The organism is Streptomyces fumanus, assembly GCF_014655295.1.
Lineage (GTDB): Bacteria > Actinomycetota > Actinomycetes > Streptomycetales > Streptomycetaceae > Streptomyces > Streptomyces fumanus.
Genome location: NZ_BNBI01000011.1, coordinates 180690 through 204657 on the forward strand (window position 1 = coordinate 180690; position 23968 = coordinate 204657).

A 23968-nucleotide genomic window follows, 5' to 3' on the forward strand; every position below is an offset into this window, starting at 1 on the left:
CGGCGGAACCGTACCGCCCCCTTCCGGTCGTTCAGAGCACCTTGGACAGGAACGCCTTCGTCCGCTCGTGCTGCGGGTCGGTCAGCACCTCGCGCGGGTTGCCGGACTCGACCACCACGCCGCCGTCCATGAAGACCAGGCTGTCGCCGACCTCGCGGGCGAAGCCCATCTCGTGGGTGACGACGACCATGGTCATACCGGACTCGGCGAGGTCGCGCATGACGTCCAGGACGTCGCCGACCAGCTCCGGGTCGAGGGCCGAGGTCGGCTCGTCGAACAGCATCAGCTTGGGGTCCATCGCCAGCGCCCGGGCGATGGCGACCCGCTGCTGCTGGCCGCCGGAGAGCTGCGCGGGGTAGTTGCCGGCCTTGTCGGCCAGGCCGACCCGGTCCAGCAGCCGGGTCGCGCGCTCCCGGGCCTCGGCCTTGCTCGCGCCCTTGACCTGGACCGGCGCCTCCATGACGTTCTCGATGGCCGTCATGTGCGGGAACAGGTTGAAGCGCTGGAAGACCATGCCGATGTCCCGGCGCTTGAGGGCGACCTCGCTGTCCTTCAGCTCGTAGAGCTTGTCGCCCTTCTGCCGGTAGCCGACCAGCTCCCCGTCGACGTACAGACGCCCGGCGTTGATCTTTTCGAGGTGGTTGATACACCTGAGGAAGGTGGACTTGCCGGAGCCGGAGGGGCCGATGAGGCAGAAGACCTCGCCGGAGTTCACCTGGAGGTCGATGCCCTTGAGGACCTCGACCGTGCCGAAGGACTTGTGCACGCCCTCGGCCCTGACCATGGGATGCGTCATGCCGTGACTCCCTTCGGGCGGCGGGCGGGCAGGACCGCGGCCCTGAAGCGCTGGAGCGGGGTCGGCGGCAGCGAGCGGGTGGAGCCGCGGGCGTAGTACCGCTCGACGTAGTACTGGCCGACACTGAGGATCGAGGTCATGATCAGGTACCAGGCGGCGGCGAGGAAGTACATCTCCACCGTGGAGCCCGCGTTCTGGCCGATGTCCTGGGCCTCCTTGAAGAGGTCGTAGAACTGCACCGCCGAGACGAGCGAGGTCGTCTTCAGCATGTTGATGACCTCGTTGCCGGTGGGCGGCACGATCACCCGCATCGCCTGGGGGATGACGATCCGGCCCAGGGTCTTGGTGTGGCTCATGCCCAGCGCGTGCGCGGCCTCGGTCTGGCCCTCGTCGACCGAGAGCAGGCCGGCCCGGCAGATCTCCGCCATGTACGCGGCCTCGTTCAGGCCCAGGCCGAGCAGCGCCGTCAGCAGCGGCGTCATGAAGGACGACCAGTAGTCCTTGTAGATCGGGCCCAGGTTGATGTACTCGAAGACCAGGCCGAGGTTGAACCAGACGAAGAGCTGGACCAGGACCGGGGTGCCGCGGAAGAACCAGATGTAGAACCACGCGATCGACGAGGTCACCGGGTTCTTCGACAGCCGCATCACCGCGAGCACGATGCCGCCGACGATGCCGATCAGCATGGAGAGCACGGTGAGCAGCAGGGTGTTCCCGACACCGTGCAGGATCCGGTCGTCGAAGAAGTAGTCGGGGACCGCGCCCCAGTTGATGTTTCCTTGCGCGAAGGCGTAGACGACCGCGCCCAGCAGGCCGAGCGCGATGATCGCGGACACGTACCGCCCGGGGTGCCGGACCGGGATGGCCTTGATGGCCTCCGGACCGGCGGGGGGCGTCGCGCCGGGACCGTCCGTCTTGCTGACGTCAACAGTCACGGGTGGAGCCTTTCAGAACCGAGTCGGTTCGGACGTGCCGGTTCAGGAACCGCCGTTGATCTTGGCCTCGGTGACGGCGCCGTCCGCGACGCCCCACTTCTCCACGATCTTCTGGTACTCGCCGTTGTCGATGATCGCCTGCACGGCCGCCTTGAGGGCGTCGCGCAACCGGGTGTTGTCCTTGGCCACGGCGATGCCGTACGGACCCGCCTCGACCTGGTCGCCGACGATCTCGAAGTACTTGCCGCCGCCCGCGTTCTTCACCGAGTACGCGGCGATCGGGAAGTCGGCGGAGACCACGTCGGCGCCCTTGGAGCGCATCCGGGTCTCGGCCTCGGGGTTGGTGCCGAAGTCCTCGATCTTCAGCGTCCCCTTGCCGTCCTTCTTGCACTTCGCCGCCTGGTCCTTGGCGAGGTCGTGGGAGAAGGTGTTGCGCTGCACCGCCATGGTCTTGCCGCACAGGTCGTCCCAGGTCTTGATGCCCTGGTCGTCGCCCTTGTTGGTGTAGAGCGAGACGCCCGCGGTGAAGTAGTCGACGAAGTCGACGCCCGCGCCGACCTTCTTGCCGGTGTCGGCGTCGACGCCCTCCTGGCGGTCCTTGGTGTCGGTCATGGCCGACATGGCGATGTCGTACCGCTTGGCGGCGAGACCGCCGATCAGCGTGTCGAAGGTGCCGTTCTGGAACTCGAACGTCACGCCGAGCTGCTTGCCCAGCGCCGCCGCGATGTCCGGGTCGATGCCGACGGTCTTGCCGGCGTCGTCCTTGAACTCCACCGGCGCGTACGCGATGTCCGAGCCGACCTTGATGACGCCCTTGTCGCGGATCTGCTGGGGCAGCTTGTCGGCGAGCGGGGCCTTGCTCGCGGACTGGCTCTCGCCGGAGCCCTTGTCCTTGTCCTTGGTCTGGTCGCCGCATCCGGTGAGCAGCAGCGCGCCTGCGACCGCGATCGCACCGACCGCTGCGGTGCGGGAGGTCGCGGCGGTCGGGCGACGGGTGGAGCTTGCGGTCATGGTGGGTTCCTCCGGCGGATGGTGGAGTAGCCGATGGGACGGGGTGCACAGGCGTGCGCACACACCTTCGGGTGTCGCTACCTCGTGTGATTACGGCATCTTGCCATTCGGACGGCGCTGTTCAGGGAGGCCGCCATGTCAAAATCGGATAACGGGTGACCCCCCGAACCGCACCAGGTCGGTACATCACGACCGAACCTTTGCGGGAATCGCTGCGTCCGGCCGGAAGATCTCCGGTCGGTCTCGGAATGCGGACGGGTGGCAGGGCGCCGGACCGTCCGCCAAGGACTGCTTCCCTCTCTTGTCAAGAGGCGCGGAGAGCTTGGCCGGAATTCGCACTATGAGTCATGTCACCGACATATGACTGCGGACAGCTTCCGACGTCCGGGATGTGAGCTTGCGCCTATGGGGCTCGTCGTGGGCGGTGCCCGTCCGGTAAGAAGGAGCGTTACACCCCTCATCCGGGGCTCAGGGCGCGTGTGCGGCGCGTCCGTCGCGTACTGGCCCGTACGCATCACACCGTGGGCCTTGCGCGGTCCCGCCCATTCCTCACCAGGAGTGGACAAACCCTCAAACCATGCAGAGCTAAGGGGTAATAGGAAGTGGCAGCGGAGATCGTCAATCCTCGCAGCGACAGTGACAGCGACAGCGACCGTGCCGGCGATTCCTTCGATTCGCTGGACCCCGCGTTCGCGCTGCACCGCGGCGGCAAGATGGCCGTGCGGGCCACCGTGCCCGTCCGTGACAAGGACGACCTGTCCCTGGCGTACACGCCCGGGGTCGCGAAAGTGTGCAGCGCGATCGCCGAGCAGCCGGACCTGGTGCACGACTACACGTGGAAGTCGTCGGTCGTCGCGGTCGTGACGGACGGTACGGCCGTCCTGGGGCTCGGTGACATCGGGCCCGAAGCCTCCCTCCCGGTGATGGAGGGCAAGGCCATCCTCTTCAAGCAGTTCGGCGGGGTGGACGCGGTGCCGATCGCGCTCGCCTGCACGGACGTCGACGAGATCGTCGAGACGGTGGTGCGGCTCGCGCCCTCGTTCGGCGGGGTCAACCTGGAGGACATCTCGGCGCCGCGGTGCTTCGAGATCGAGCGCCGGCTCCAGGAACGGCTGGACATCCCGGTCTTCCACGACGACCAGCACGGTACGGCGGTCGTGACGCTGGCGGCGCTGCGGAACGCGGCGCGGCTGAGCGGGCGGTCGCTGGGCGAGCTGCGCGCCGTGATCTCGGGCGCGGGCGCGGCGGGCGTCGCCATCGCCAGGATGCTCGTCGAGGCCGGGATCGGGGACGTGGCGGTCGCCGACCGCAAGGGCGTGGTGTCGGCGGACCGGGACGACCTGACGTCGGTGAAGCGGGAACTGGCCGAGTTCACCAACAAGGCGGGGCGGTCCGGGTCGCTGGAGGCGGCGCTGGAAGGCGCCGACGTCTTCATCGGGGTCTCCGGCGGTACGGTGCCGGAGGCGGCGGTGGCGTCGATGGCGCCGGGCGCGTTCGTGTTCGCCATGGCCAACCCGAACCCCGAGGTCCACCCGGAGGTCGCCCACAAGTACGCGGCCGTCGTCGCCACCGGGCGGTCGGACTTCCCCAACCAGATCAACAACGTGCTGGCGTTCCCCGGGATCTTCGCCGGGGCGCTGCAGGTGCGGGCCTCCCGGATCACCGAGGGCATGAAGCTGGCGGCGGCCGAGGCGCTGGCCTCCGTCGTCGGCGACGACCTCGCGGCCGACTACGTCATCCCGTCGCCGTTCGACGAGCGGGTCGCGCCGGCGGTCACCGCGGCGGTGGCGGCCGCGGCGCGGGCGGAGGGGGTCGCGCGGCGGTGACGTCGCTGACGCACGTGGCGTCTATGGCGTCCGCGGCGTCCGTGGTGTGAACGGTCCCGCTCCCGGCTCGGGGGCGGGGCCGTTCCGCGTGTTGCGCAAGAGGGTGTGTGTCACAGGGGCGCACGGTTCCGGACGGCGGGCGGGGAACCTATCGTCGGGGGCATGTTCGCTGTCTACGCCGCCCGAATCGACCGCGACCAGCCGCTGACCGGGCTGGAGTCGGGAGAGCGCCCGGCTCCCGAGGCCCGCCCCGGCTGGAGTGTCGTCGAGGTCAGAGCCGCCTCCCTCAACCATCACGACCTGTGGTCCCTGCGGGGCGTCGGCCTCTCCGAGGACCGGCTGCCGATGATCCTGGGGTGCGATGCCGCCGGGATCGACGAGGACGGCAACGAGGTCGTCCTGCACTCGGTCATCGGCCAGACCGGGCACGGGGTCGGGCCGGGGGAGCCCCGGTCCATCCTCACCGAGCGCTACCAGGGGACGTTCGCCGAGCGGGTCGCCGTGCCGACCTGGAACATCCTGCCCAAGCCGAAGGAACTCTCCTTCGCACAGGCCGCCTGTCTGCCGACGGCCTGGCTGACGGCGTACCGGATGCTGTTCACCAACGCCGGGGTGCGGCCCGGGGACTCGGTGCTGGTGCAGGGGGCCGGCGGCGGGGTCGCCACCGCCGCGATCGTGCTGGGCAAGGCGGCCGGGCTGCGGGTCTTCGCCACCAGCCGGGACGAGGCGAAGCGGAAGCGGGCGGTGGAGCTGGGGGCCGTGGAGGCGGTGGAGCCGGGGGCGAGGCTGCCCCAGCGGGTCGACGCGGTGATCGAGACGGTGGGGGCGGCGACCTGGTCGCACTCGGTGAAGTCGCTGCGGCCCGGCGGGACGATCGTCATCTCCGGTGCGACCAGCGGTGACCGGCCCTCGCACGCGGAGCTGACCCGGATCTTCTTCCTGGAGCTGAAGGTGGTCGGGTCGACGATGGGCACCAAGGACGAGCTGGAGGACCTGCTGTCCTTCTGCGCCGCGACCGGGGTGCGTCCGGTCGTCGACGAGGTGCTGCCGCTGGACCGGGCCCGGGAGGGCTTCGAACGGATGGCGGCCGGGGAGCAGTTCGGGAAGATCGTACTGAGCACGGCCTGACGGTCGCCGGGCAGGCGCGGTCGTGGGCGGCGGGTCCGGGAACGGGCCCGCCGTTCGTGTTTTCCAGGGCGATCGGCGCGATCGGCGCGATCGGGGTGATCGGGGTGTCAACTAGGGTTGACGAGCGATGGATGTCAATTTAGGTTGACGGTATGAGCGAAGCAACGGATCTCGCCGCGCGGGCGGGGGATCGCGATCCACGGGTCGGGCTGCGGGCCGTCGCCGCGCTGCGGAGGCTGCTGGAGCAGTTGGAGTCGGTGCAGGTGCGCAGTGCGCGCGAGCAGGGCTGGTCGTGGCAGGAGATCGCCTCGGAACTCGGGGTGAGCAGGCAGGCCGTGCACAAGAAGTACGGGAGGCGTTGATGTTCGAGCGGTTCACGAAGGACGCGCGGGCCGTGGTGCAGGACGCGGTCGGTCACGCGGAGGCGGCGGGGGCGCGGACGGTGGGCGCCGAGCACCTGCTGCTGGCGCTGCTGGACCGGGAGGGCAGCCGTGCCTCGTTCGCGCTGGCCGCGCTGGGGGCCGGCGGTCAGGGGGAGTCGGTACGGCGGGCGCTGGACGAGGCCCGGCGGCGGGCCGGGCTCTCCCGGGCCGAGGCGGACGCGCTGGCCGGGCTCGGGATCGATGTGACGGAGATCGTGTCCCGGGTGGAGGAGGCGCACGGCGCCGGGGCGATGACCGGCGATCCGGAGGGCGGGGCCCGGCGCTCGCGCCGGGTCGGCTTCGGGCGGGACGCCAAGGAGGTCCTCACCGGGTCCCTCCGGGCGGCCCTCGCGCGCCGCGACCGGCACATCGGCGACGAGCACCTCCTCCTCGCCCTGACCACCCGCCCCGGCGTCCCGGCCGAGGTCCTCGCCGACCACGGCGTGACCCATGAGTCCCTGAGCCGGGTGCTGGGCGGGGAGGGGGAGGCTCGGGCGGGGTGAGCGGTGCTTCTTCCCTTCCGGACGCCCTCCTGGTGCGGTGACCCGCGTCCCTCCGGGGCGCCCGGCACCGCTCAGGGTTTCCGGGGGTCCAGGACCGTGTGGAGGTGGGCCGCGGTGGCCGTCAGGTGGTGGCGGACGGCCTGGAGCTGGGCGTCGGTGATGCCGTGGTCGCGGGCGGTGTCGCGGATGTCGTCACGGAAGCGGTCCAGCAGGCGGTCGAGGTCGCGGGCCGGGTCGCCGGTGGAGTCGGTGGCGTGGGCCCAGGAGGGCTCGTAGCCGGCCGGGAAGTCCTCGGCGGCGGGGGTGTAGGCCGGGCGGCCGAAGCCGACGCCCTTGCCGAACTCGGCGACCTCCTTGGCCAGTTCGCGCAGGCCGGTCGGCCAGTCGCCGCGGGCGAAGTGGTCCTGCACCTGCTCCTGCACCCGGCGGGCGATGCGCTGCACCTCCTCCTGGGCCTCCTTGGCCTGGCGGCGGGCCCGCTGGGCCTCCTCGCGGGCCCGGCGGCTCTCGTCCTTGGCGCGGCGGGCCTGCTCCTTCCACTCCTGCTTGACCCGGCGCATCTCCTCCTTGGCGGCCCGCCACGCGTCCTTGTCGCCCAGGTCGGCGAAGTCCCCGAACGGCGAGCCCTGGTCGCCCCCGCCCCCGGTGGTCCGGCGGGAGGCGGTGGCCGCCGCCCGCATCTCCCGGCGCAGATCGCCGGCCGCGCCCCGCACATCGGCCCGTATCTCCGCGGCGAGTTCGGCGACCGACTCGCGGATCTCCAGTTCCAGATCGGCCAGCTCGCCGCTGCGGTCGGCCAGTTCGGCGCGGCCCGCGTCGGTGATGGCGTACACCTTCCGGCCGCCCTCGGTGGTGTGGGTGACCAGGCCCTCGGCCTCCAGCTTGGCCAGACGCGGGTAGACCGTGCCGGCCGAGGGCGCGTAGAGGCCCTGGAAGCGTTCTTCGAGGAGGCGGATGACCTCGTAGCCGTGGCGGGGGGCCTCGTCGAGCAGCTTCAGGAGGTAGAGGCGGAGGCGGCCGTGGGCGAAGACGGGGGGCATGTCAGAGCACCTTCTTGTCGGTCGGGCCGGCGGTGGGGTCGTCACCGGGGGTGTCCACCGGCTCGGCGTCCCACGGATGCTCCTGGGCCGGCGGGCGGCGCAGCAGGGCGATGGAACCGGAGACCGTGGTCGCCTTGAGTCTGCCGCTGCCCGCGCCCAGTTGGCCGGTGATGTGCTTGGCGCCCCAGCGGCCGCCGATCCGCAGGTCCTCGAAGGCGCTGGAGACCGTGCCGCTCGCCGTGTTGGCCTCGACCTCGGTGTCGGCCGGGTGCGGGAGCCGGACGGCGATCTCACCGGAGACGCTGGTCAGGCTGAGGTCGGTGGGGCGGCTGGCCGGATCGCAGTCGACGATCACCGAACCGCTCACCGAATCCGCCCGGACGGAGGACCCGGCCTCGACGACCGTCAGGTCCCCGGAGACGGAGTGGAACCGCAGGTCGCCGGTGAGGGCCTGGGCCTCCACGCTGCCGGAGACCGTGTCGGCGCGGACCGGGCCGGCCAGCCGGACCAGTGTGGTGTCGCCGGTGACGCCCTTGACCTCGGCGGGGGCGTCGAGCCCGGAGACCACGGTGGCGGCGCAGACCGCGCCGACCTCCACGCGCGTGGCCGCCGGGACGGCCAGGGAGACCACCGCGCTGCGGCGCCGGCCGGTACGGTCCAGCCACTTGAGGAAGTCCTTCCAGGGCAGGTCCTCGTAGGCCACCGTGAGGGTGCCGCCGCGCTGGGTCACGATCAGCGGGGGTCCCTCGATCGAGGAGACTTCCAGGCGGGCGGAACTCTCCTCCGTCCCCACCACGTTCACCGTGCCGTCGACGACGCGGACATGGAGTTCGCTCACGGGGGCGTCGAAGGTGAGCCTGGTGGGCTCGGAAACGGACCACTCGGACATGGTGCACCCTCCTGACGACGCGACGCGACACGCCATATCGCGTTCTGCCTCTATCACGATATATCGCGGGTGTCGGAAGTCAAGACACTCGTACGAGTGGTTCAGAGCCGGTGCCGGTGCTGGTGCCGGTGCTGGTGCCGGGCGGGGACCCAGGGCGGAACACCCCGGGCAGGCCCCGCCGAGCCGGGCCGCCGCTACAGGTCGTCGTCGTCCTCGTCGTCCAGCCGGGCCAGCCAGGTCGCCAGGCGTTCCACCGGGACCTCGAAGTCCGGGTTGAGGTCGACGAAGGTCCGCAACTGCTCGGCGAGCCACTCGAAGGTGATCTCCTCCTCGCCGCGCCGCTTCTCCAGCTCCTCGATGCCGCGGTCGGTGAAGTACATGGATGGTGCTCCGTCGGTCGGCGCAGGGATAGGGCACGCCCCTCCTGGGAAGGACCCTGTTTCCTGCGGGAAAAAATGAGGGTGAGGTCTTTCGTGCCCGGCGCGCGACCGGGCACGAAAGACGACAGAGGACAGAAAAAAGGATAGGCGCAGGGAACGGCGGGCCCGCGGCCGCGGCCGGGCCCTCGCGCCGGCGGAACCCGGGGGGCTAGCCTCGCGAAGGCGGCCGGTACCAGGGGTTCGCGGGGGAACGGGGGACGTCCATGGAACAGGAAGTGACGAGGGTCGCACGGATCGCCTTACCGGACGGCACCCCGGTGTGGGCCCGGATCTCGGGCGCCGCCGAGCTGTCCGGGCACCCGGGGGAGCTGTCGTACAGCGACACCGGGTTCGCCGAGCGCGTCGAGGCGACCGTGGAGGGCCTGCACTCGCTGGTCACCGGGGTGGCGCGGTCGCTGGCCGAGCCGCTGCGCGCGGTACGGCCGGACGAGGTCAGCGTGCAGTTCGGCATCGAGCTGACCGCGAAGGCCGGCAAGGTCGTCGGCCTGCTCGCCGACGGCGAGGCCAAGGCCGGCCTCACCGTCACCCTCACCTGGAACGGCGGACCGCCGGTGCCGCAGGACGGGAGCGGCGACGGCGGGGGGAGCGACGCCGGCGCCCCGCGCCACGGCGCACCCCCCGGCGCGGCGGGGCACGGCGGCGCTCCGGGCACGCCGGGCGGGGGCGCGGCATGACGGACCGGCACGACCCGGGCGCGTCGAGCCCCCTGGATGCCGCCCGCCGTGCGCTGGGTGGCCTCGTCATGGCGGCCACCGTGCGCATTCATCGACCGGGGGCCGGGTATGCCCTGGACGAACCCGAGGCATTCCTCGGGAGCGGCTTCTTCATCGCTCCCAACTGGGTGGTGACCTGCGCGCACGTGGCATGCGAGGGGGAGGGGGGCGACGTCTCGGTGGTGTACGAACCGGCGCCGGGCCACGGCATGTCCGCGGTCCCCGGCCATGTGGTGACGACCCTCCCGGAGGGCGCCGCCGCGGTCCCCGGCACCTGGCCGCCCCCCGACCTGGCGCTGATCGAGCTGACCGCGCCCGTCCAGCACGAGTGCGGGTACGTGTCCGAGCGCCCGGCCGCGTACTACGGCGACGGCAAGGTGCTCTACGCGGGCTGGACCGTCCTCGACGGCCGCCTCCAGATGCTGTACGGCACCCTCGCCGTCCAGGGCACCGTCGGCAGCCTGTCCACGGACGTCCAGATGCGCCTCGGGGAGAACGACCTGCCGCACGGCGTCTCCGGCGGCCCCGTGGTCGACCCGCTGCGCGGCGAGATCATCGGCATCGTGAAGTCCCGTTCGCAGCACGCGCGCGGCGGCACCTCCATCGGGCTGGAGCAACTGCGCACGCTGCCCGTGCCCGCCGGCCCCCTCACCACCGAGCGCGACGACCTCTACCAGCGCGTCTTCCACGCCCACGACCGCTACCACCGGGACCGCCAGCGGCACCCCGCCGGGCGCCGCCACACCTGGGTCGACGTACAGGGCCAGTTGGGCGCCCGGCCCGGCCGCACCCTCAGCCCGGACGAGCGGGCGCAGTTGCTCGGCCGGCTCGCCGACCTGCCGCCCCCGGCCAGCACCCGCTCGCTGCTCGACATCCTCGACGACCTGCCGGAGTTCCAGGCGCCCCTGCCGCTGCCCGCCCCCCGGGGCTGGCGGGACGGACTGGGCGCCCTGTACGAGAGCGCCCGCGACGACGGCGCCCTCGGCCTGGTCCTCGACTACGCGGTACGGGTGCTGACCGCCGAGCGGCCCTATGTGGCGCCCAGCACCCAGGCCGCCGAGGAGGCCCTGTGGGACTGGGTGTGGGCGGCCGGGCAGCGGCTCGGGGTCCGGCAGCGCCGGGGCCTCGCCGAGCAGCGGCTGCGCGGTCTTACGCCCCGGCCCCGTACCGGCGGGCGGCCCGACCGGCCCCCGGCCGGCCCCGGCCCGGCCGCACCGCCCGGCCGGCTCCCCGAGCGGACGCCCGTGGCGCGGCCGTCCGTCCTGGTGGAGCTGGTGCGGCGGCACTGGGAGCCGGACCACTGCGACTGGTCGGTCTCGGTGGTCCCGCCCGGCCAGGACGCCCGGCGCCTGGACGAGGCCGAGCGGGCCCCGCTGGCGCGGCTCGCCGACCACCTGGCGGCCGCGCTCACCGAGGCGTTCCGGCAGTGCGACGAGCCGGGCCGGCCCGCCGTCCTCCAGGTCGCCGTACCGCACTCCCTGCTGGGCCGGGTCGACGCCGACGAGTGGACGCTGGGCCCGGACGAGCAGCCGCTGGGCGCGCTGCGCCCGGTGGTGCTGCGCTGCTCGGACCGCGAACAGCTCGCCGCGGACGACCCGTTCGCCGACGGCGAGGACATCTGGCCGCTGGCCGACCCGGTCGACCTGGAGGAGGAGCGCCGGGCCCGCTGGCGGTGGCTGCACACGCACAGCGCCAAGGTCGAGGTCCTCGACTGCGACGAAGGGCTGCGCAAACCCGTACCGCCGCTGGAGCAGTTGCGCGCCCTGGCGCACGGCACAGTGCCCGTGCTCTGCCGCTACGGCGACGACCGCTTCGACGACGACGCCGCGGCGCTCGCCCGGATCGTGCGCGGCGGCTTCGGCGTCGCCCTGTGGCGCCGCCGGCGCGGGCTGCCGGACGCGGTCTGCGGCGAGTTCCACCGCGGCACCTTCGACGAGATCGCCGACCCGCCCAGCGCGCACGGACTGCCCGAGGTCGTGCACGCCCTGCGCCGGGGCCTGCGGGACGGCCGGACCGAGACCTTCTGGGCCGACGGCATAGCACTCCTGTACGACGATCCGCACCAGCCGCTGCCCGGCGCGGGCGAACTGCTGGAGGCGCCTTGACCCCGTCCACCCCCCTGTCTTCGCCGACCGCCTTATCAGGCCCTCGGAGGATCGATACGGTGAGGAACGTTCGGACGGCCGCCCCTGTGGACGAGTGACGACGAGGACCGGATCATGACCGAATCCAGTGAGTGGCTCATCTACCGAGGCGCCGGCGAACCCCATGACGGGATCGAGCGCCTCCCCGACCCGCCGCCCTGGCGCGACTTCTCCAGCCGGCACGAGGGGCCGGACGCGGGCGACGGCTCCGAGGACCGCAGGCTCGGCGCCCACCGGCACCTGGCCGAACTGCACCGGCCGGGCGCCGAGGAGCTGGAGATGATCAACGCGGCGCTGTATCTGCGCCGCCCCCTGCTGGTCACCGGCTCGCCCGGGGCCGGCAAGAGCACCCTGGCGCACTCGGTGGCGTACGAACTGGGCCTCGGCAATGTGCTGCGCTGGTCCATCGTCAGCCGCTCCAGCCTCCAGGACGGCCTCTACCACTACGACGCCATCGCCCGGCTCCAGGACGTGCAGATCGCCGCCCAAGGGGGGTACGGGTCGGCGGCCGGGTCGCCGGGGGCCGTGGAGGGCATCGGCAGCTACATCCGGCTCGGCCCGCTGGGCACCGCACTGCTGCCCTCGGAGACACCGCGCGTGCTGCTCATCGACGAGCTGGACAAGAGCGACATCGACCTCCCCAACGACCTGCTGAACGTGCTGGAGGAGGGCGAGTTCGCCATCCCCGAGCTGGAGCGCATCGCCGACCGGCTGCCCGGCGGCGAGGCCGAGGTGCTCACCGCCGACGGCGTGAAGGTGCGGGTGCGCGACGGCCGGGTGCGCTGCCGGGCGTTCCCCTTCGTGGTGCTCACCAGCAACGGCGAACGGGACTTCCCGGCGCCCCTGATGCGCCGCTGCATCCACCTGGAGCTGGGCCGCCCCGACCACAACCGGCTCGCCACCTTCGTCCGGGCCCACCTGGGCGACGAGGCGGCCCGCGCGGGCGACGACCTGATCACCCGGTTCCTGGAGCGCTCGCGCAGCGAACTGCTGGCGGCGGACCAGTTGCTCAACGCGATCTACCTCACGGACGCCGCCGCGCCGCCCAGCCGCGACCGGCTCGCCGACCTGCTCATCCAGCGGCTCGACCGTCCGAGGTGACGCGCTGATGCCCGACGCAGCGGCGCGGCACGGTCCCGGCACCCCCGGCGACCGCCCCGACCCCCTGGCCGAACTCGTCCTGCGGCTGCGGGAGATCGGCCTCGACCCGGACGCCGAGCAGCTCAGCGACGCCCTGTGGCTGGCCCGCTGGACCCGCCCGGCCCGGGAACCGGACGAGCGGTTCCCGCCGGGCGGCCGGGTCGTGCCGCCACCGGCACCGCCGCCCGCCCGGCCCGTGTCCCCGCCGCCGGACGGCGACCCGCGCCCCGCCGCGCCCGGGGAACCGCCGGGCACCGTCCCCGCCGACCGGCGGGTCGCCCTCTACCCGGTGCCGCGCGCCGGGGGCACCGGGGGAGCGGGCCGCGCCCGCGCCCTGCCGGTCGGGGTCCCCGCCGCCCCCGTACTCCCCGCCCCCCTCGAACTCCAGCGGGTGCTGCGGCCGTTGCAGGGCTACCGCAGCCCCGCCCCGCCCCGCCGCCGCACCCTGGACGAGACCGCCACCGCCGACCGCAGCGCCCGGGCCGGCGGGCTGGTGCTGCCCGTGTACCGCCGGGTGACCCGGCGCGACGCCCGGCTGCACCTGGTGCTGGACGCCTCCTCCTCGATGCGGGTGTGGGACCGGCTGTTCCTCGAACTGGAGCAGATCTTCAGCCAGTTGGGCGCCTTCTCCGACATCGAGGTCAGCCATCTGCACCGCGACCCGGACGGCGCGGTCGCGGTCAGCCGCAGCCCCGACGCGCACGCCGCGCCGCTGCACTCCGCGGACCGGCTCGGCGACCCCACCGGCCGCCGGATCGTGCTGCTGGTCAGCGACTGCGCGGGCCCGCTCTGGCACAGCGGCCACGCCCACCGGCTGCTGCACCACCTGTCCCGGCAGGGCCCGGTCGCCGTCCTCCAGCCGCTGCCGCAGCGCATGTGGAACCGCACCCGGCTGCCCGTCACCTTCGGCGAGCTGTCCCGCGGCGACACCCTCGGCGGCGCCGCCGCGCTCTGCGTCCGGGTCCCCGGCGGCCGGCCCGCCGCGGCCCGCCGGGGCGCCCTGCCCGTACCCGTGCTGCCGCCCGAGCCGGTCGCCCTCGGCGCCTGGGCCAAGCTGCTCTCCGGGGCCGGCGCCGGACCGGTGCCGGGCGCCGTCGGCTGGGTCCGCGCCGACCAGCCGCCCGCCCCGGCCGCCCGCGCCGACCGCCGGCTCAGCCCGTACCAGCGGGTCAGCCGGTTCAGCTCCGGCGCCTCCCCGGCCGCCGGCCGGCTCGCCGTCTACCTCGCGGCGGCGCCGCTGTGCCTGCCGGTGATGCAGTTGGTGCAGCGCACCATGCTCCCCGGCTCCGGCCCCGCCGAACTGGCCGAGGTCCTGGTCAGCGGCCTGGTCACCCGGGCCGGCGAGGAGTACGGCACGGACGGCACCCAGTGGTACGAGATCGAGCCGGACGTGCGCGACGCCCTGCTGTCCCGGCTCGGCCGCGACGAGGCCATGCTGGTGCTCAAGCACTGTTCGGAGTACATCGAGCAGCGCTTCGGCAAGGGCGGCCCCAACTTCCCCGCCCTCGCCCTGGCCCAGTTGGGCGACGGCGACGGCCGCTCCCGGGCCCCGGGCGCCCGCTACGCCGACAACGGCGAGGACGCCACCGTCCCGCAGCCCTTCGCGGAGATCGCGGCCCGCGTCCTGGAGCGGTTCATGCCCCTGCCCGAGCAGCTCGCCCTCTACGACGGCCCGCCCGGGTACGACGACCGCGCCGACCCCCCGCCGGCCGACCGGCGCCCCCCGCACCAGGCGGTCACCCGCGCCCGCGACCTGCTCGCCCGGTTCGACGACGAGGGCATGGTCCAGGACCTCATCGACGCCGTGCAGTTGCTGCGCGGCGCCACCGAGCGGGAGGGCCCGGCCGGCACCGACCCCGCCCTGTGGGCCGAGTACGCGCGCTGCACGCTGCGGCTGTGGGAGGTGCAGGGCGGCACCGCCCTGCTCGGCGAGGCGGAACAGGCCGCCGAGCGCGCCGCCGCGCACCCGCACGCGCTGCGCGAACGCGCCGTCCTCGCGCGCGTGCTGCACGCCGCCGCCACCGACGCCCGGCGCCACGGCGACCGGCCCGGCGCGCTGGAGCTGCTGCGCCGCGCCGACCGCGAGTACGCCGTGGCCAGCGCCGCCCCCGGCCTGGACGAACGGGAGGCGCTGCGGCTCACCCTGGAGCGGGTCGACGCCCTGGAGGCCCAGTGGCGGCTCGGCGGCGACAGCGCGCTCCTCCAGGGCGCCGTCGGCATGCTGGAGGCGTTCGCCGACGCCTGGCCCGACCGCACCGACCGCCCGCCCGAACTGCCGCTGGCCCACGGCCGGATGCTGCTGCGGCTGGCGGAGGTGACGGCCGACCGGGCGCAGGCCAAGCTGTACGCCGAGCAGGCGGCGCGGTCGCTGGGCCGGGCGCTGGCCACCGGCGGCCGGGCGGAGAGCGCCGAGGCGGTCCGGGCCCGGGTGCGGACGCTGACCGACCTGGTCGACGCCCTGCTGCGGTCGGACGGGCCGCTCGACGAGGCCGAGACCCGCACCGACGAGGCCCTCGGCGTCGTACGGGAGCAGGGACAGCGCGCGGCGCTGCTGGTGCGCGCCGGGCGGATCGCCGTCGCCCGGTACGCCGAGACGGGCGACCCCGCCGAACTGCACCGGGCCGCCGACCGCTTCGCCCGGGCCGCGCAGCGCATGCCCCGGGACGCGCCCGCCCACGCCGACGTGCTCGCCGAGTGGGGCGAGGTGCTGCTGCGGCTGGCCGCCCTGGAGAGCGGCACGCCCTCCCAGGAGCAACTGTCCCAGGCCATCCGGGTGCTGCGGGACTGCCGGATGGAGACCCCGGCGGGCAGCCGCCGCACCGCCCACCGGCTGCTGCTGCTCGGCCGCGCGCTGATGCACCGCTACCAGGTGCGCGGCGACCGGGTCGACCTGCGCGAGGCCGAGCACCTCCTCGGGCTCGCCGCGGCCGACGCGGACGACCCGCTGCTGGCGGCGCGCTGCCGACTGGAGCTGGGGCAGGCGCAGTTCGAGGCATACCAGAACCTGGGCCGGGCGACCCGGCTGGACGTGGCGGTGGACGCGTTCCGGGCCGCCGCCGAGTCCGCCGGGCGGGCGGAGGCGGCGGCCGAAACGGAACGCCGCCGCCAGGAGGCGGTGGAACTGGCCGCGCAGGCACACCACTGGCGGGGTATGTCCTATGAGGCGGCGGCGCGCCCCCGGGCGGCCCGGGAGGCGTACCGGGCGGCCCGCGCGCAGTGGGCCAGGCTGCCGGAGGACCACCTGGGCACGGCGGAGCCGACCGCGCGGCAGACGGCACAGCGGCTGGCCGAACTGGAGTGAGCCGCCGCGCCGGGCCGGCTCACCGGGTCATCGAGCGAGAGGGAACGGGGTATGGACGCAGCGTACGAGCCCGCCGACGGGCCGGGGAGCACCGGTGCCGCGGAGCAGCGGCCGGAGCCCCCGCCCGAGCCCCTGCCCGACCTGCTCGCCCTGGACCTGGACCGGCTGGGGACGATCGAGCACCCGGTGCTGCGGGAGGTGCTCCAGGAACTGCGGACCCGGGCGGCGGAGCCGAGCGAGATGATGTGGGGCTTCGACAACTCCTTCTGAGGTTCGCTGACCCGGGTGCGTGATTAGGACAACTTCGACCGGCCCGGGTTTCGGCCCCGGGCCGCGCCGGGAATGCCGCCCCGTGCGGCACCGGCGGCCGCGGCGGCGCGGGGGCGTACGGCATGGGGGTGCTCAGTGTCCGGATCGGCGGCCGTCCCCTTCCGTCAGTTCATCGTCAAGGCGCACGGCCGCTGCAACCTCGCCTGCACCTACTGCTACCTCTACGAGGGCCCCGACAGCAACTGGCGCAGCCGCCCCGCCGCCGCGCCCGCCGAGGTCCTGGACCGCACCGCCACCCGGATCGCCGAGCACGCCCGCGCCCACGCCCTGACCGGCCTCGCCCTCGTCCTGCACGGCGGCGAACCCCTGCTCGCGGGCGCCGGCACGCTCGCCGCCTTCACCGACCGGGTCCGCGAGCGCGTCCCCGCCGGATGCGCCGTGCACGCCGTCGTGCAGACCAACGCCACCCTGCTGACCGCGGCCCGCCTCACCGTGCTGGCCGGCGCCGGCATCCGGGTCGGCGTCAGCCTCGACGGGGGCACCGCCGCGCACAACCGGCGGCGGGTGGACCACGCGGGCCGCCCGTCCTGGCCGGCCGCGGCCCGCGGCACCCGGTTGCTCGCCGACCGCTTCCCGGCCTCGTACGCGGGCGTCCTCACCGTCGTCGACCCGGACCTCGACCCGGTCGGGACGTACGAGTCCCTGCTCGCCCTGCGCCCGCCCGCGCTGCACCTGCTGCTGCCGCACGGGAACTGGACCACGCCTCCGCCGGGCCGGACCGGCACCCGCTACGGCGACTGGCTGTGCGCCGCCTTCGACCGCTGGTGGGCGGCGGGCCGCCGGGAGACCCGGGTGCGGCTGTTCGAGGAGTGCGTGGCGCTGCTGCTCGGGCTGCCGGCGGCCACCGAGGCGCTGGGGCTGGCGCCGTTCGACGCGGTCGTGGTGGAGACCGACGGGTCGATCCAGCAGGTCGACTCGCTCGCCTCGGCGTACCCCGGGGCCGCGCTGACCGGCCTCGACGTGTTCCGGCACAGCTTCGACGAGGCCCTGCGGCACCCCGGTGTCGCCGCCCGGCAGACGGGCGCGGCGGCCCTCGCCGGGCAGTGCCGGGCCTGTCCGCTGCTGCGCGTGTGCGGCGGCGGCCACTACGCGCACCGCTACCGCGCCGGACACGGCTTCCGCAACCCGTCCGTGTACTGCGCCGACCTCCAGCGCTTCATCCGGCACGTGGCCGGGAAGCTGGCCGGCGCCGCGGCACCCGTACCGTCCCTGCCGTCCTCGCCCGAAGGGGGCGCTCCGTGATGTTCCCGACCGTCCCGGACCGGTTCCTGGACGAACTCGCCCGTACCGAGGGCGGACCCGACGCCCTCGCCTTCCTCGTCCGCGACCAGGACACCCGGCGCCTGCTCGCCCTGCGGGCCGTCCTGGACGCGGCGGAGTCGGCCGGTCCCGACGTCTGCGACCCGGACCGCAGGGCCCGGCTGCGGGCGGACTGGGCGATGCTGGCGGAGGCGGACCGGGCCCCCGCGCCGGCCACCGCCCGGACCGGCGGCGCCCCACCGGCCCAGGGCGGGGCGGCCCCATCGGCCGGGGGCGGGGAGGCCCCACCGGCCGAGGGCGGGACGGCGCCCCGGCCCACTCCCGCCCGGGCCCGGCTCTTCCACCCGCTCATCGGCCCCTGGGCCCGTTCCTGCCTGCGCGGCCTGGACGGCGGGGCCCGCACCCCGGCCGGGCGGCGGGCGCTGCGGCGGGACCTCGCCCACTTCAGCGCGGTCGCCGCGGTCGCCGCCGCCGTGGCCGGCCTCCCGTTCACCGTGCGGCTGACCGCCCGCGCCGGGGTGCTCACCCTGCCCTCGCTGGGCGCCCTGCACACCGCCGCCTCCGGTGACGTACCCGTCGACGTCACCCACCGCAAGGGCACCCTGACGGTCCGGCAGCCCGACGCGCCCGACATCCGCGTCCATCTGGAGCACGGCACCGGCGCCTGGTCCGGCTCCCCGGCGTGGACGCCCGCGCACGCGCTCCCCGGGCTCACCCCCGACGCGCCCCCGATGCCGCTCGACGACCTCGACCCCTACCGCGAGCCCCCCTACGCCAGCCACCGCGGCAGCCTCAGCGGCGTCGCCACCCTCGACGACGCCGGACGCAAACGGTGGCTGCAGTCCTGGTCCGGCACGGCCGCCGCGCTGCGCTCGGGCGGCGCCCACCGCCTCACCGAGGCCACCGCCCTGCTGCGCTGCCTGGTCCCGCTGGAGATGCCGCCCGACGTGGGCACCGGCCGGGGCAGTTGCAGCGCCACCCGGGGCGAGGCGTTCGGCGCCCTGCTCAGCAGCACGCCCCCCGACCCGGTCACCTTCGCCGCCACCCTGGTGCACGAACTCCAGCACGCCAAACTCGCCGCCCTCGGCGACCTGCTGACCCTGCACCGGGCCGGCCCCGAGGCCCGCTACTTCGCCCCCTGGCGGCCCGACCCCCGGCCCTACGACGGGCTGCTCCAGGGCACCTACTCGCACCTCGCGCTGGCCGCGTTCCACCAGCGCCGCGCCCTCACCGCCCGCCCGCCGGAACGGGAGTGGGCCTGGGCCCAGCACGCCCGCTACCACGCCCAGGTCGGCGCCGCCCTGCCCGCCCTGGTCGGCTCGCCCGACCTCACCGTGTCCGGCCGCCGCTTCGTCGACGCGCTGGCCGCCACCTACGAGAAACTGGCCGACCACCCCGCACCCCGCGACCACACGGCCCGCGCGCGGGCGTACGTGCAATCGGCGCGCGCCCTGTGGACACAGCGGCACGCTCCCGCTCTCCCACGGCCGAAAGAGTGAGGATGCCTGCGCGGACCGCCCGGGTGCGGAAAGATCGTCGCGCCGAGGTGTGTGCCCGTCGGTCGTCGTACTTACGCGTGGCGCGCCGAGGTCCTAGGATTCCGTGGTACTACGCGCGCTGGAGGCCGCTGCATGTCTGGAGCTCGTAAGCCGGTCGACCCGACCGAGAGGGGGGCCGCGAGGCAGACGGTCACGATCCACTTCGCCGGCTTCAACCGGGCGTGGGCGGCCTGGATCGGCGACCGCCTGGAGCGGCGCGGGCAGCGGGTGGTGTACCTGCGCTGGGAGTCGCCCGCCGACGTCCCCCTGGTGGACCTGCTGCGCGACCTGAAGCTGGCCGAGGGCCGCATCCTCATCGTCGTCAGCGACTGGTACTTCCAGCTCGGCCCGCGCACCCACGAGGAGTGGAACGAGGCGCTGCGCGAGGTCGTCGCCCCCGACCCGTCCCGCTTCGCCGCCGTCTCCGTCACCACCGCCACCATCCCCTCGGCCGCCGCCGTCCTGGCCCCGGTCGCCCTCACCAACATGGGCGCCGAGGAGGCCGAACGCCGGCTCCTGGACCGCCTCGACCTGCCCTCCGAGCCGCTGTCCGAACCCCCCGCCGCCGCCCGCCGCGGCCCGCGCTTCCCGGCCTCCATGCCGGACGTCTGGGGCGCCGTCCCCCGCCGCAACACCCGCTTCACCGGCCGCGAGGACCTCTTCAACGAGGCGTACAACCTGCTGCTGAACTCGGAGCCGGGGGCGGGCGTCCTGACCTTCTACGGCATGTCCGGCGTCGGCAAGACCCAGTTGGCCGCGGAGTACGCCCACCGGTTCGGCTCCGAGTACGACGTGGTGTGGTGGGTCAACGCGGAGGGCCGGGTCACCTACCGCCGGCAACTGGCCGAGATGGCGCCCAAACTGGGCCTGCAGACCGGCCAGGAGTACGGCGAGCGGCTGCGGGCGGTACGCGACTCGCTGCGGCGGGGCGAGCCGTACTCGCGGTGGCTGCTCATCCTCGACGGCGCGGACGAACCGGACCAGATCTGGGACATGGTGCCCAACGGCCCCGGGCACGTCCTCATCACCTCCCGCAACCCCGAGTGGGGCGAGCACAACAGCCGGCTGCTGGAGGTCCCGGTCTACGCCCGCGACGAGTCGGTGGCCTTCATCCGCCGCCGCGCTCCGCGGCTGACCGAGACCGAGGCGGACCAGTTGGCGGATGCGCTGGAGGATCTGCCCCTGCTCCTCGACCAGACGGCCGGCTGGCTCAACGACTCGGACATGTCGGTACGGCAGTACATCAGGCTGCTGGAGGACGGCGTCGACGGCGATGTGGTCAAGGTGTCCGCGGACTTCCCGCTGGCCTTCCAGACCGCCTGGTCGATACTGCTGAACAAGCTCCGCGAGACCGTCCCCGAATCCGTCGACCTGCTGCGGCTGTGCACCTTCTTCGCCCCCGGCTTCATCCCCGTACGACTGCTGCGGGAGGTGCCGAGCGACGAACTGCCGGAGCAGCTCGCCCGGCTGTTCAACGACCCGCTGCTGTGGAACCGGGCGATCAACCAGCTCCGTACGTACTCGGTGGTGCGTCTGGAGTCCCACGAGTCCTCGGGCGACGAGACCGTCTCCTCCGGCGAGTCGCTGTACCTGCACCGCATGGTCCACCAGATCGTGCACAAGGACATGCCGGACAGCGACCGGCACGAGTTCGTCGACGTCGTGCGCCGCGCCCTGGCCGCCGCCGACCCGCGCCGCCCCACCGACTCCGACCTCTGGCCGGGCTACGCCGAGATCACCCCGCACCTGAAGTACGCGGACGTCCTGCAGAGCCGCGACCCGCAGGTGCAGCGCCTGGTCTTCAACTGCCTGCGCTACATGTACTTCTCCGGCGAGTACCCCTCCGGCATCAAGCTCGCCGAGCGCGCCCTGAACGCCTGGCGGGAACTGCTCGGCCAGAGCCACCCGCGCATCTGGGAACTGACGTACCACTACACCAATCTGCTGCGGGCCAGCGGCGACTACGTCCGCAGCGAGGCACTGAGCCGGGACGCCGTGGACCACCTGCGCGAGCAGCGCGGGGAGCAGGACCTGGAACACGTGCGCGCCGCCGCCGGCCTCGCCGCCGACCTGCGCGGTCTGGGCCGCTTCGACGAGGCGCTGGAGATGTCCCAGTGGGTCCTGGCGGCCTACCGCGAACTCCTCGGCGAACAGGACTCCCGGACACTGAGCGCGCAGAACAACCTGGCGCTGTCCCTGCGGCTGCTCGGCTGGTACCGGGAGGCCCTGGACGTCGACAAGCAGACCATGGAGGCCCGCCGCCAGTTCCTGCGCGCCCGGCACCCCTTCACCCTCAGCTCGGAGAACTCGTACTCCATCGACCTGCGGCTGCTGGGCCGCTACGCGGAGGCCGAGTCGATCCAGCGCAAGAACGTCCACGAGGCGCGCATCGCCCTGGGCCGCGACAATCCGCTCACCCTCAGGGCCGAGTACAACCTCGCCCTGTGCCGGTACCGGATGGGCGACCGCGACCGCCGCAGGGACCAGGGCGACGGTCCCCAGGAGCCCGGGGCGCTGCTCGCCAGCGTCCTGGAGCGGGGCGAGCGCGTGCTCGGCGAGACCAACCCGTGGACCCTGATGTTCGCCACCGGCCAGAGCTGCTACGCCCGAGAGCATGGTGACATCGACCAGGCCCGGGAACTGAGCGAGGCCGTCGTGGCCCGCTACGAGGTGATGCTCACCGAGGGCCATCCGTTCATCGCCGGGGCCCGCGCCAACCAGGCGCTGATCCTGCGCAACGTCGGTGAGCGGGAGCAGGCGCACGCCCTCATCGAGCAGGCGCACGGGGAGATGACCCAGGCGCTGGGCGAGAGCCACCCCTGGTCCCTCGGCTGCGCCCTGAACGCCTCGGCGCTGCGCAACCTGGTGGGCGACATCGAGGGCGCGGCCGACCTGAGCCGGGACACCGTGACCCGGGCGACGGAGTGGCTCGGACGCACCCACCCGCTCACCCTGTCGACCCGTATCGCCTACGCCGCCGACCTGCGCGGACTGCGGGACCGCCGCCAGGCCGAGAAGGTCGAGCAGGAGGCGCTGACCGACCTGGACGCCACCCTCGGCAGCAAGCACTCGCACACCGTCTCGGCCCGCGCCCGCAACCGGCCCTACTGGGACTTCGAACCGCAGTCGACCTGACGGCCTCCCCGGTGCGCATAACCCCCACCGCGCCGGGGAAGGAACCGGTTCACTCAGCACGCCGGAAACACACGTGAGCTGACCCAGGGGGACGTGTGGTGATCTTGGTGGGGCCCGTTGCCGGGGGAGCGGACGGGCCCGTACCGGTCGAGGTGGACGCGGAGCTGTCCGGGGCCGCCGTCGACGGACTCGACCTCGTCTACGGCGACGAGAGAACCCGGGACGGCGCCGGGCAACGCGTCGTCCGGGTGGCCCGCGACGTCTACACCGAGGGACTCGACCTGGCCCGCCGGTGTGCGGCGCAGGCCGTACGGCGCTTCGGGGAACTGGAGGAGGCGCTGCGGCCCGACGAGATCGAGCTGCAGCTCGCCATCAGGCTCGACGCCGGGGTGGCCACCCTCGTCCGCAGCGGCGCCGAGGCCCAGCTCCAGGTCACCCTGCGCTGGCGGACCGCCCCCGCGGGGACCGCCCCGTGACGGGCGCCCCGCCGGACGCGCGGATCCTGCCCTACTCCCGGGTGGTGGGCCAGGGGGAGCTGAAGCTCGCGCTGGAGCTGAACCACGTACTGCCCCGGATCGGCGGGGTGCTGATGGCCGGGCCGCGCGGCACCGCCAAGTCCACGCTGGTGCGGGCCTTCGCGCTGATGGCGCACGGCGAGCTGCCGGTCACCCTGCCCATCAACGCCACCGACGACCGGGTCCTCGGCGGCTGGGAACTGGACGCCCTGATCCGCGGCGAGGCCCGCCCCCAGCCCGGCCTGCTGGAGGACGCGGCGGACAAGGGGCTGCTCTACGTCGACGAGGTCAACCTCCTCGACGACCACCTGGTGGACATCATCCTGGACGTCGTCTCCACCGGTGTGCTGTCGGTGCAGCGCGAAGGGCTCGCCGCCGCGCGGACCCTCTCCTTCGGGCTGGTCGGCACCATGAACCCCGAAGAGGGCGGACTGCGGCCGCAGTTGCTCGACCGGTTCGGGCTGATGGTCACCGCCGAACAACTGGACGAGAACGCCCGGTACCGGCTGATCCGCACGGTGCTGGACTTCGAGGAGGAACTGGAGCGGAAGGACTCCGGCTGGCTCGCGGCCGCGCGGCGCGACGACGCCGAGCTCCGGCAGCGGCTGGAGACGGCCCGGCGGCGGGTACCCGAGGTCGGCGTGCCCGACGAGGTCCTCAGGCTCTGCGGCCGGGCGGCGGACCGCACGGAGGCCGTCGGCCAGCGCGGGGAGATCGTGGCCACGCTGGCGGCCCGTGCCCTCGCCGCCCTGGAGGGCGCGGACCGGGTGGCGCCCGAGCACGTCCTGCGGGTCCTGCCGATGGCCCTGCGGCACCGGCGGCCGGAGACCACCCACGGCGGCACCTTCGACTGGGGGCCGGAGGACCAGGCCCGGGTCGAGGACCTCTTCGGGGCCTGAGCC

The 23968-nt window shown here is 74.0% G+C and carries 20 protein-coding genes; 14 read left to right on the top strand and 6 right to left on the bottom strand.

The window, feature by feature from the left end; all coding sequences use genetic code 11:
- Positions 1–31: 31 nt before the first annotated feature.
- The 3 genes from IE316_RS24820 to IE316_RS24830 are packed head-to-tail and all read right to left on the bottom strand — an operon-like array spanning position 32 to position 2742.
- Positions 32–784, bottom strand: a complete 753-nt coding sequence (locus IE316_RS24820; protein ID WP_190206828.1) for an amino acid ABC transporter ATP-binding protein — start codon at positions 782–784, stop codon at positions 32–34.
- A gap of 8 nt (positions 785–792) precedes the next feature.
- Entirely contained in the window at positions 793–1731 is a 939-nt protein-coding gene (locus IE316_RS24825) for an amino acid ABC transporter permease (protein ID WP_190206678.1), read from the bottom strand.
- Between the two features lie 42 nt (positions 1732–1773).
- Entirely contained in the window at positions 1774–2742 is a 969-nt protein-coding gene (locus IE316_RS24830) for an ABC transporter substrate-binding protein (RefSeq protein ID WP_190206679.1), read from the bottom strand.
- Between the two features lie 602 nt (positions 2743–3344).
- Here IE316_RS24830 and IE316_RS24835 point away from each other — a divergent pair.
- The 4 genes from IE316_RS24835 to IE316_RS24850 all read left to right on the top strand — a co-directional run bounded on the left by IE316_RS24835 (position 3345) and on the right by IE316_RS24850 (position 6621).
- Positions 3345–4568 carry an NAD(P)-dependent malic enzyme gene (locus tag IE316_RS24835; RefSeq protein ID WP_190206680.1) on the top strand — a complete coding sequence of 408 codons (1224 nt, stop codon included), beginning with the start codon at positions 3345–3347 and terminating at the stop codon, positions 4566–4568.
- Positions 4569–4730: 162 nt separating this feature from the next.
- Positions 4731–5696: a zinc-binding dehydrogenase gene (locus IE316_RS24840; RefSeq protein WP_190206681.1), complete on the top strand. Its 966-nt coding sequence runs from the start codon at positions 4731–4733 to the stop codon at positions 5694–5696.
- Positions 5697–5848: 152 nt separating this feature from the next.
- On the top strand, positions 5849–6058 hold the full coding sequence (locus IE316_RS24845) for an RNA polymerase sigma factor sigma-70 region 4 domain-containing protein (protein WP_190206682.1): 210 nt from the start codon (positions 5849–5851) through the stop codon (positions 6056–6058).
- Entirely contained in the window at positions 6058–6621 is a 564-nt protein-coding gene (locus IE316_RS24850; RefSeq protein ID WP_190206683.1) for a Clp protease N-terminal domain-containing protein, read from the top strand. The genes IE316_RS24845 and IE316_RS24850 overlap by 1 nt, the downstream gene beginning before the upstream one ends.
- 71 nt (positions 6622–6692) lie before the next feature.
- Here the strand turns inward: IE316_RS24850 and IE316_RS24855 are convergent, their stop codons facing one another.
- The 3 genes from IE316_RS24855 to IE316_RS24865 all read right to left on the bottom strand — a co-directional run bounded on the left by IE316_RS24855 (position 6693) and on the right by IE316_RS24865 (position 8930).
- On the bottom strand, positions 6693–7661 hold the full coding sequence (locus tag IE316_RS24855) for a PadR family transcriptional regulator (RefSeq protein ID WP_190206684.1): 969 nt from the start codon (positions 7659–7661) through the stop codon (positions 6693–6695).
- Between the two features lies 1 nt (position 7662).
- On the bottom strand, positions 7663–8550 hold the full coding sequence (locus IE316_RS24860; protein WP_190206685.1) for a DUF4097 family beta strand repeat-containing protein: 888 nt from the start codon (positions 8548–8550) through the stop codon (positions 7663–7665).
- A 194-nt stretch (positions 8551–8744) separates the two neighbouring features.
- Positions 8745–8930: a DUF6104 family protein gene (locus IE316_RS24865; protein ID WP_190206686.1), complete on the bottom strand. Its 186-nt coding sequence runs from the start codon at positions 8928–8930 to the stop codon at positions 8745–8747.
- Positions 8931–9193: 263 nt separating this feature from the next.
- On the opposite strand from IE316_RS24865, the gene IE316_RS24870 reads away from it, so the two are divergent.
- The 10 genes from IE316_RS24870 (at position 9194) to IE316_RS24915 (ending at position 23965) form a co-directional block, all read left to right on the top strand.
- Positions 9194–9664 carry a CU044_2847 family protein gene (locus IE316_RS24870; RefSeq protein WP_190206687.1) on the top strand — a complete coding sequence of 157 codons (471 nt, stop codon included), beginning with the start codon at positions 9194–9196 and terminating at the stop codon, positions 9662–9664.
- Positions 9661–11808, top strand: coding sequence for a VMAP-C domain-containing protein (locus IE316_RS24875; protein ID WP_229910547.1), 2148 nt, complete (start codon positions 9661–9663; stop codon positions 11806–11808). Before IE316_RS24870 ends, IE316_RS24875 begins: the two co-directional genes overlap by 4 nt.
- 114 nt (positions 11809–11922) lie before the next feature.
- A complete protein-coding gene (locus IE316_RS24880; protein WP_190206688.1) occupies positions 11923–12948 on the top strand; it encodes an AAA family ATPase in 1026 nt (341 codons plus the stop codon).
- Positions 12949–12955: 7 nt separating this feature from the next.
- On the top strand, positions 12956–16288 hold the full coding sequence (locus tag IE316_RS24885; RefSeq protein ID WP_190206689.1) for an SAV_2336 N-terminal domain-related protein: 3333 nt from the start codon (positions 12956–12958) through the stop codon (positions 16286–16288).
- A 51-nt stretch (positions 16289–16339) separates the two neighbouring features.
- Positions 16340–16558, top strand: coding sequence for an FxSxx-COOH cyclophane-containing RiPP peptide (gene fxsA, locus IE316_RS24890; RefSeq protein ID WP_190206690.1), 219 nt, complete (start codon positions 16340–16342; stop codon positions 16556–16558).
- A 72-nt stretch (positions 16559–16630) separates the two neighbouring features.
- Positions 16631–17860, top strand: coding sequence for an FxsB family cyclophane-forming radical SAM/SPASM peptide maturase (locus IE316_RS24895; protein ID WP_190206691.1), 1230 nt, complete (start codon positions 16631–16633; stop codon positions 17858–17860).
- Positions 17860–19377, top strand: a complete 1518-nt coding sequence (locus IE316_RS24900) for an aKG-HExxH-type peptide beta-hydroxylase (RefSeq protein WP_190206692.1) — start codon at positions 17860–17862, stop codon at positions 19375–19377. Before IE316_RS24895 ends, IE316_RS24900 begins: the two co-directional genes overlap by 1 nt.
- A gap of 132 nt (positions 19378–19509) precedes the next feature.
- A complete protein-coding gene (fxsT, locus tag IE316_RS24905; protein ID WP_190206693.1) occupies positions 19510–22551 on the top strand; it encodes an FxSxx-COOH system tetratricopeptide repeat protein in 3042 nt (1013 codons plus the stop codon).
- 95 nt (positions 22552–22646) lie between these two features.
- Positions 22647–23027, top strand: a complete 381-nt coding sequence (locus tag IE316_RS24910) for a CU044_2847 family protein (RefSeq protein WP_268257650.1) — start codon at positions 22647–22649, stop codon at positions 23025–23027.
- Positions 23024–23965 carry an AAA family ATPase gene (locus tag IE316_RS24915; RefSeq protein ID WP_190206694.1) on the top strand — a complete coding sequence of 314 codons (942 nt, stop codon included), beginning with the start codon at positions 23024–23026 and terminating at the stop codon, positions 23963–23965. The genes IE316_RS24910 and IE316_RS24915 overlap by 4 nt, the downstream gene beginning before the upstream one ends.
- Positions 23966–23968 lie beyond the last annotated feature (3 nt).

What these genes read in the sequence shown, in the direction of transcription:
- IE316_RS24855 (WP_190206684.1), bottom strand. Translation starts at nt 7,661, where the DNA reads ATGCCCCCCGTCTTCGCCCACGGCCGCCTCCGCCTCTACCTCCTGAAG.
- IE316_RS24830 (WP_190206679.1), bottom strand. Translation starts at nt 2,742, where the DNA reads ATGACCGCAAGCTCCACCCGTCGCCCGACCGCCGCGACCTCCCGCACC.
- IE316_RS24845 (WP_190206682.1), top strand. Translation starts at nt 5,849, where the DNA reads ATGAGCGAAGCAACGGATCTCGCCGCGCGGGCGGGGGATCGCGATCCA.
- IE316_RS24895 (WP_190206691.1), top strand. Translation starts at nt 16,631, where the DNA reads ATGCCGCCCCGTGCGGCACCGGCGGCCGCGGCGGCGCGGGGGCGTACG.
- fxsA (WP_190206690.1), top strand. Translation starts at nt 16,340, where the DNA reads ATGGACGCAGCGTACGAGCCCGCCGACGGGCCGGGGAGCACCGGTGCC.
- IE316_RS24900 (WP_190206692.1), top strand. Translation starts at nt 17,860, where the DNA reads ATGTTCCCGACCGTCCCGGACCGGTTCCTGGACGAACTCGCCCGTACC.
- IE316_RS24865 (WP_190206686.1), bottom strand. Translation starts at nt 8,930, where the DNA reads ATGTACTTCACCGACCGCGGCATCGAGGAGCTGGAGAAGCGGCGCGGC.
- IE316_RS24860 (WP_190206685.1), bottom strand. Translation starts at nt 8,550, where the DNA reads ATGTCCGAGTGGTCCGTTTCCGAGCCCACCAGGCTCACCTTCGACGCC.
- IE316_RS24885 (WP_190206689.1), top strand. Translation starts at nt 12,956, where the DNA reads ATGCCCGACGCAGCGGCGCGGCACGGTCCCGGCACCCCCGGCGACCGC.
- IE316_RS24850 (WP_190206683.1), top strand. Translation starts at nt 6,058, where the DNA reads ATGTTCGAGCGGTTCACGAAGGACGCGCGGGCCGTGGTGCAGGACGCG.
- fxsT (WP_190206693.1), top strand. Translation starts at nt 19,510, where the DNA reads ATGTCTGGAGCTCGTAAGCCGGTCGACCCGACCGAGAGGGGGGCCGCG.
- IE316_RS24875 (WP_229910547.1), top strand. Translation starts at nt 9,661, where the DNA reads ATGACGGACCGGCACGACCCGGGCGCGTCGAGCCCCCTGGATGCCGCC.
- IE316_RS24820 (WP_190206828.1), bottom strand. Translation starts at nt 784, where the DNA reads ATGGTCAGGGCCGAGGGCGTGCACAAGTCCTTCGGCACGGTCGAGGTC.
- IE316_RS24880 (WP_190206688.1), top strand. Translation starts at nt 11,923, where the DNA reads ATGACCGAATCCAGTGAGTGGCTCATCTACCGAGGCGCCGGCGAACCC.
- IE316_RS24870 (WP_190206687.1), top strand. Translation starts at nt 9,194, where the DNA reads ATGGAACAGGAAGTGACGAGGGTCGCACGGATCGCCTTACCGGACGGC.
- IE316_RS24840 (WP_190206681.1), top strand. Translation starts at nt 4,731, where the DNA reads ATGTTCGCTGTCTACGCCGCCCGAATCGACCGCGACCAGCCGCTGACC.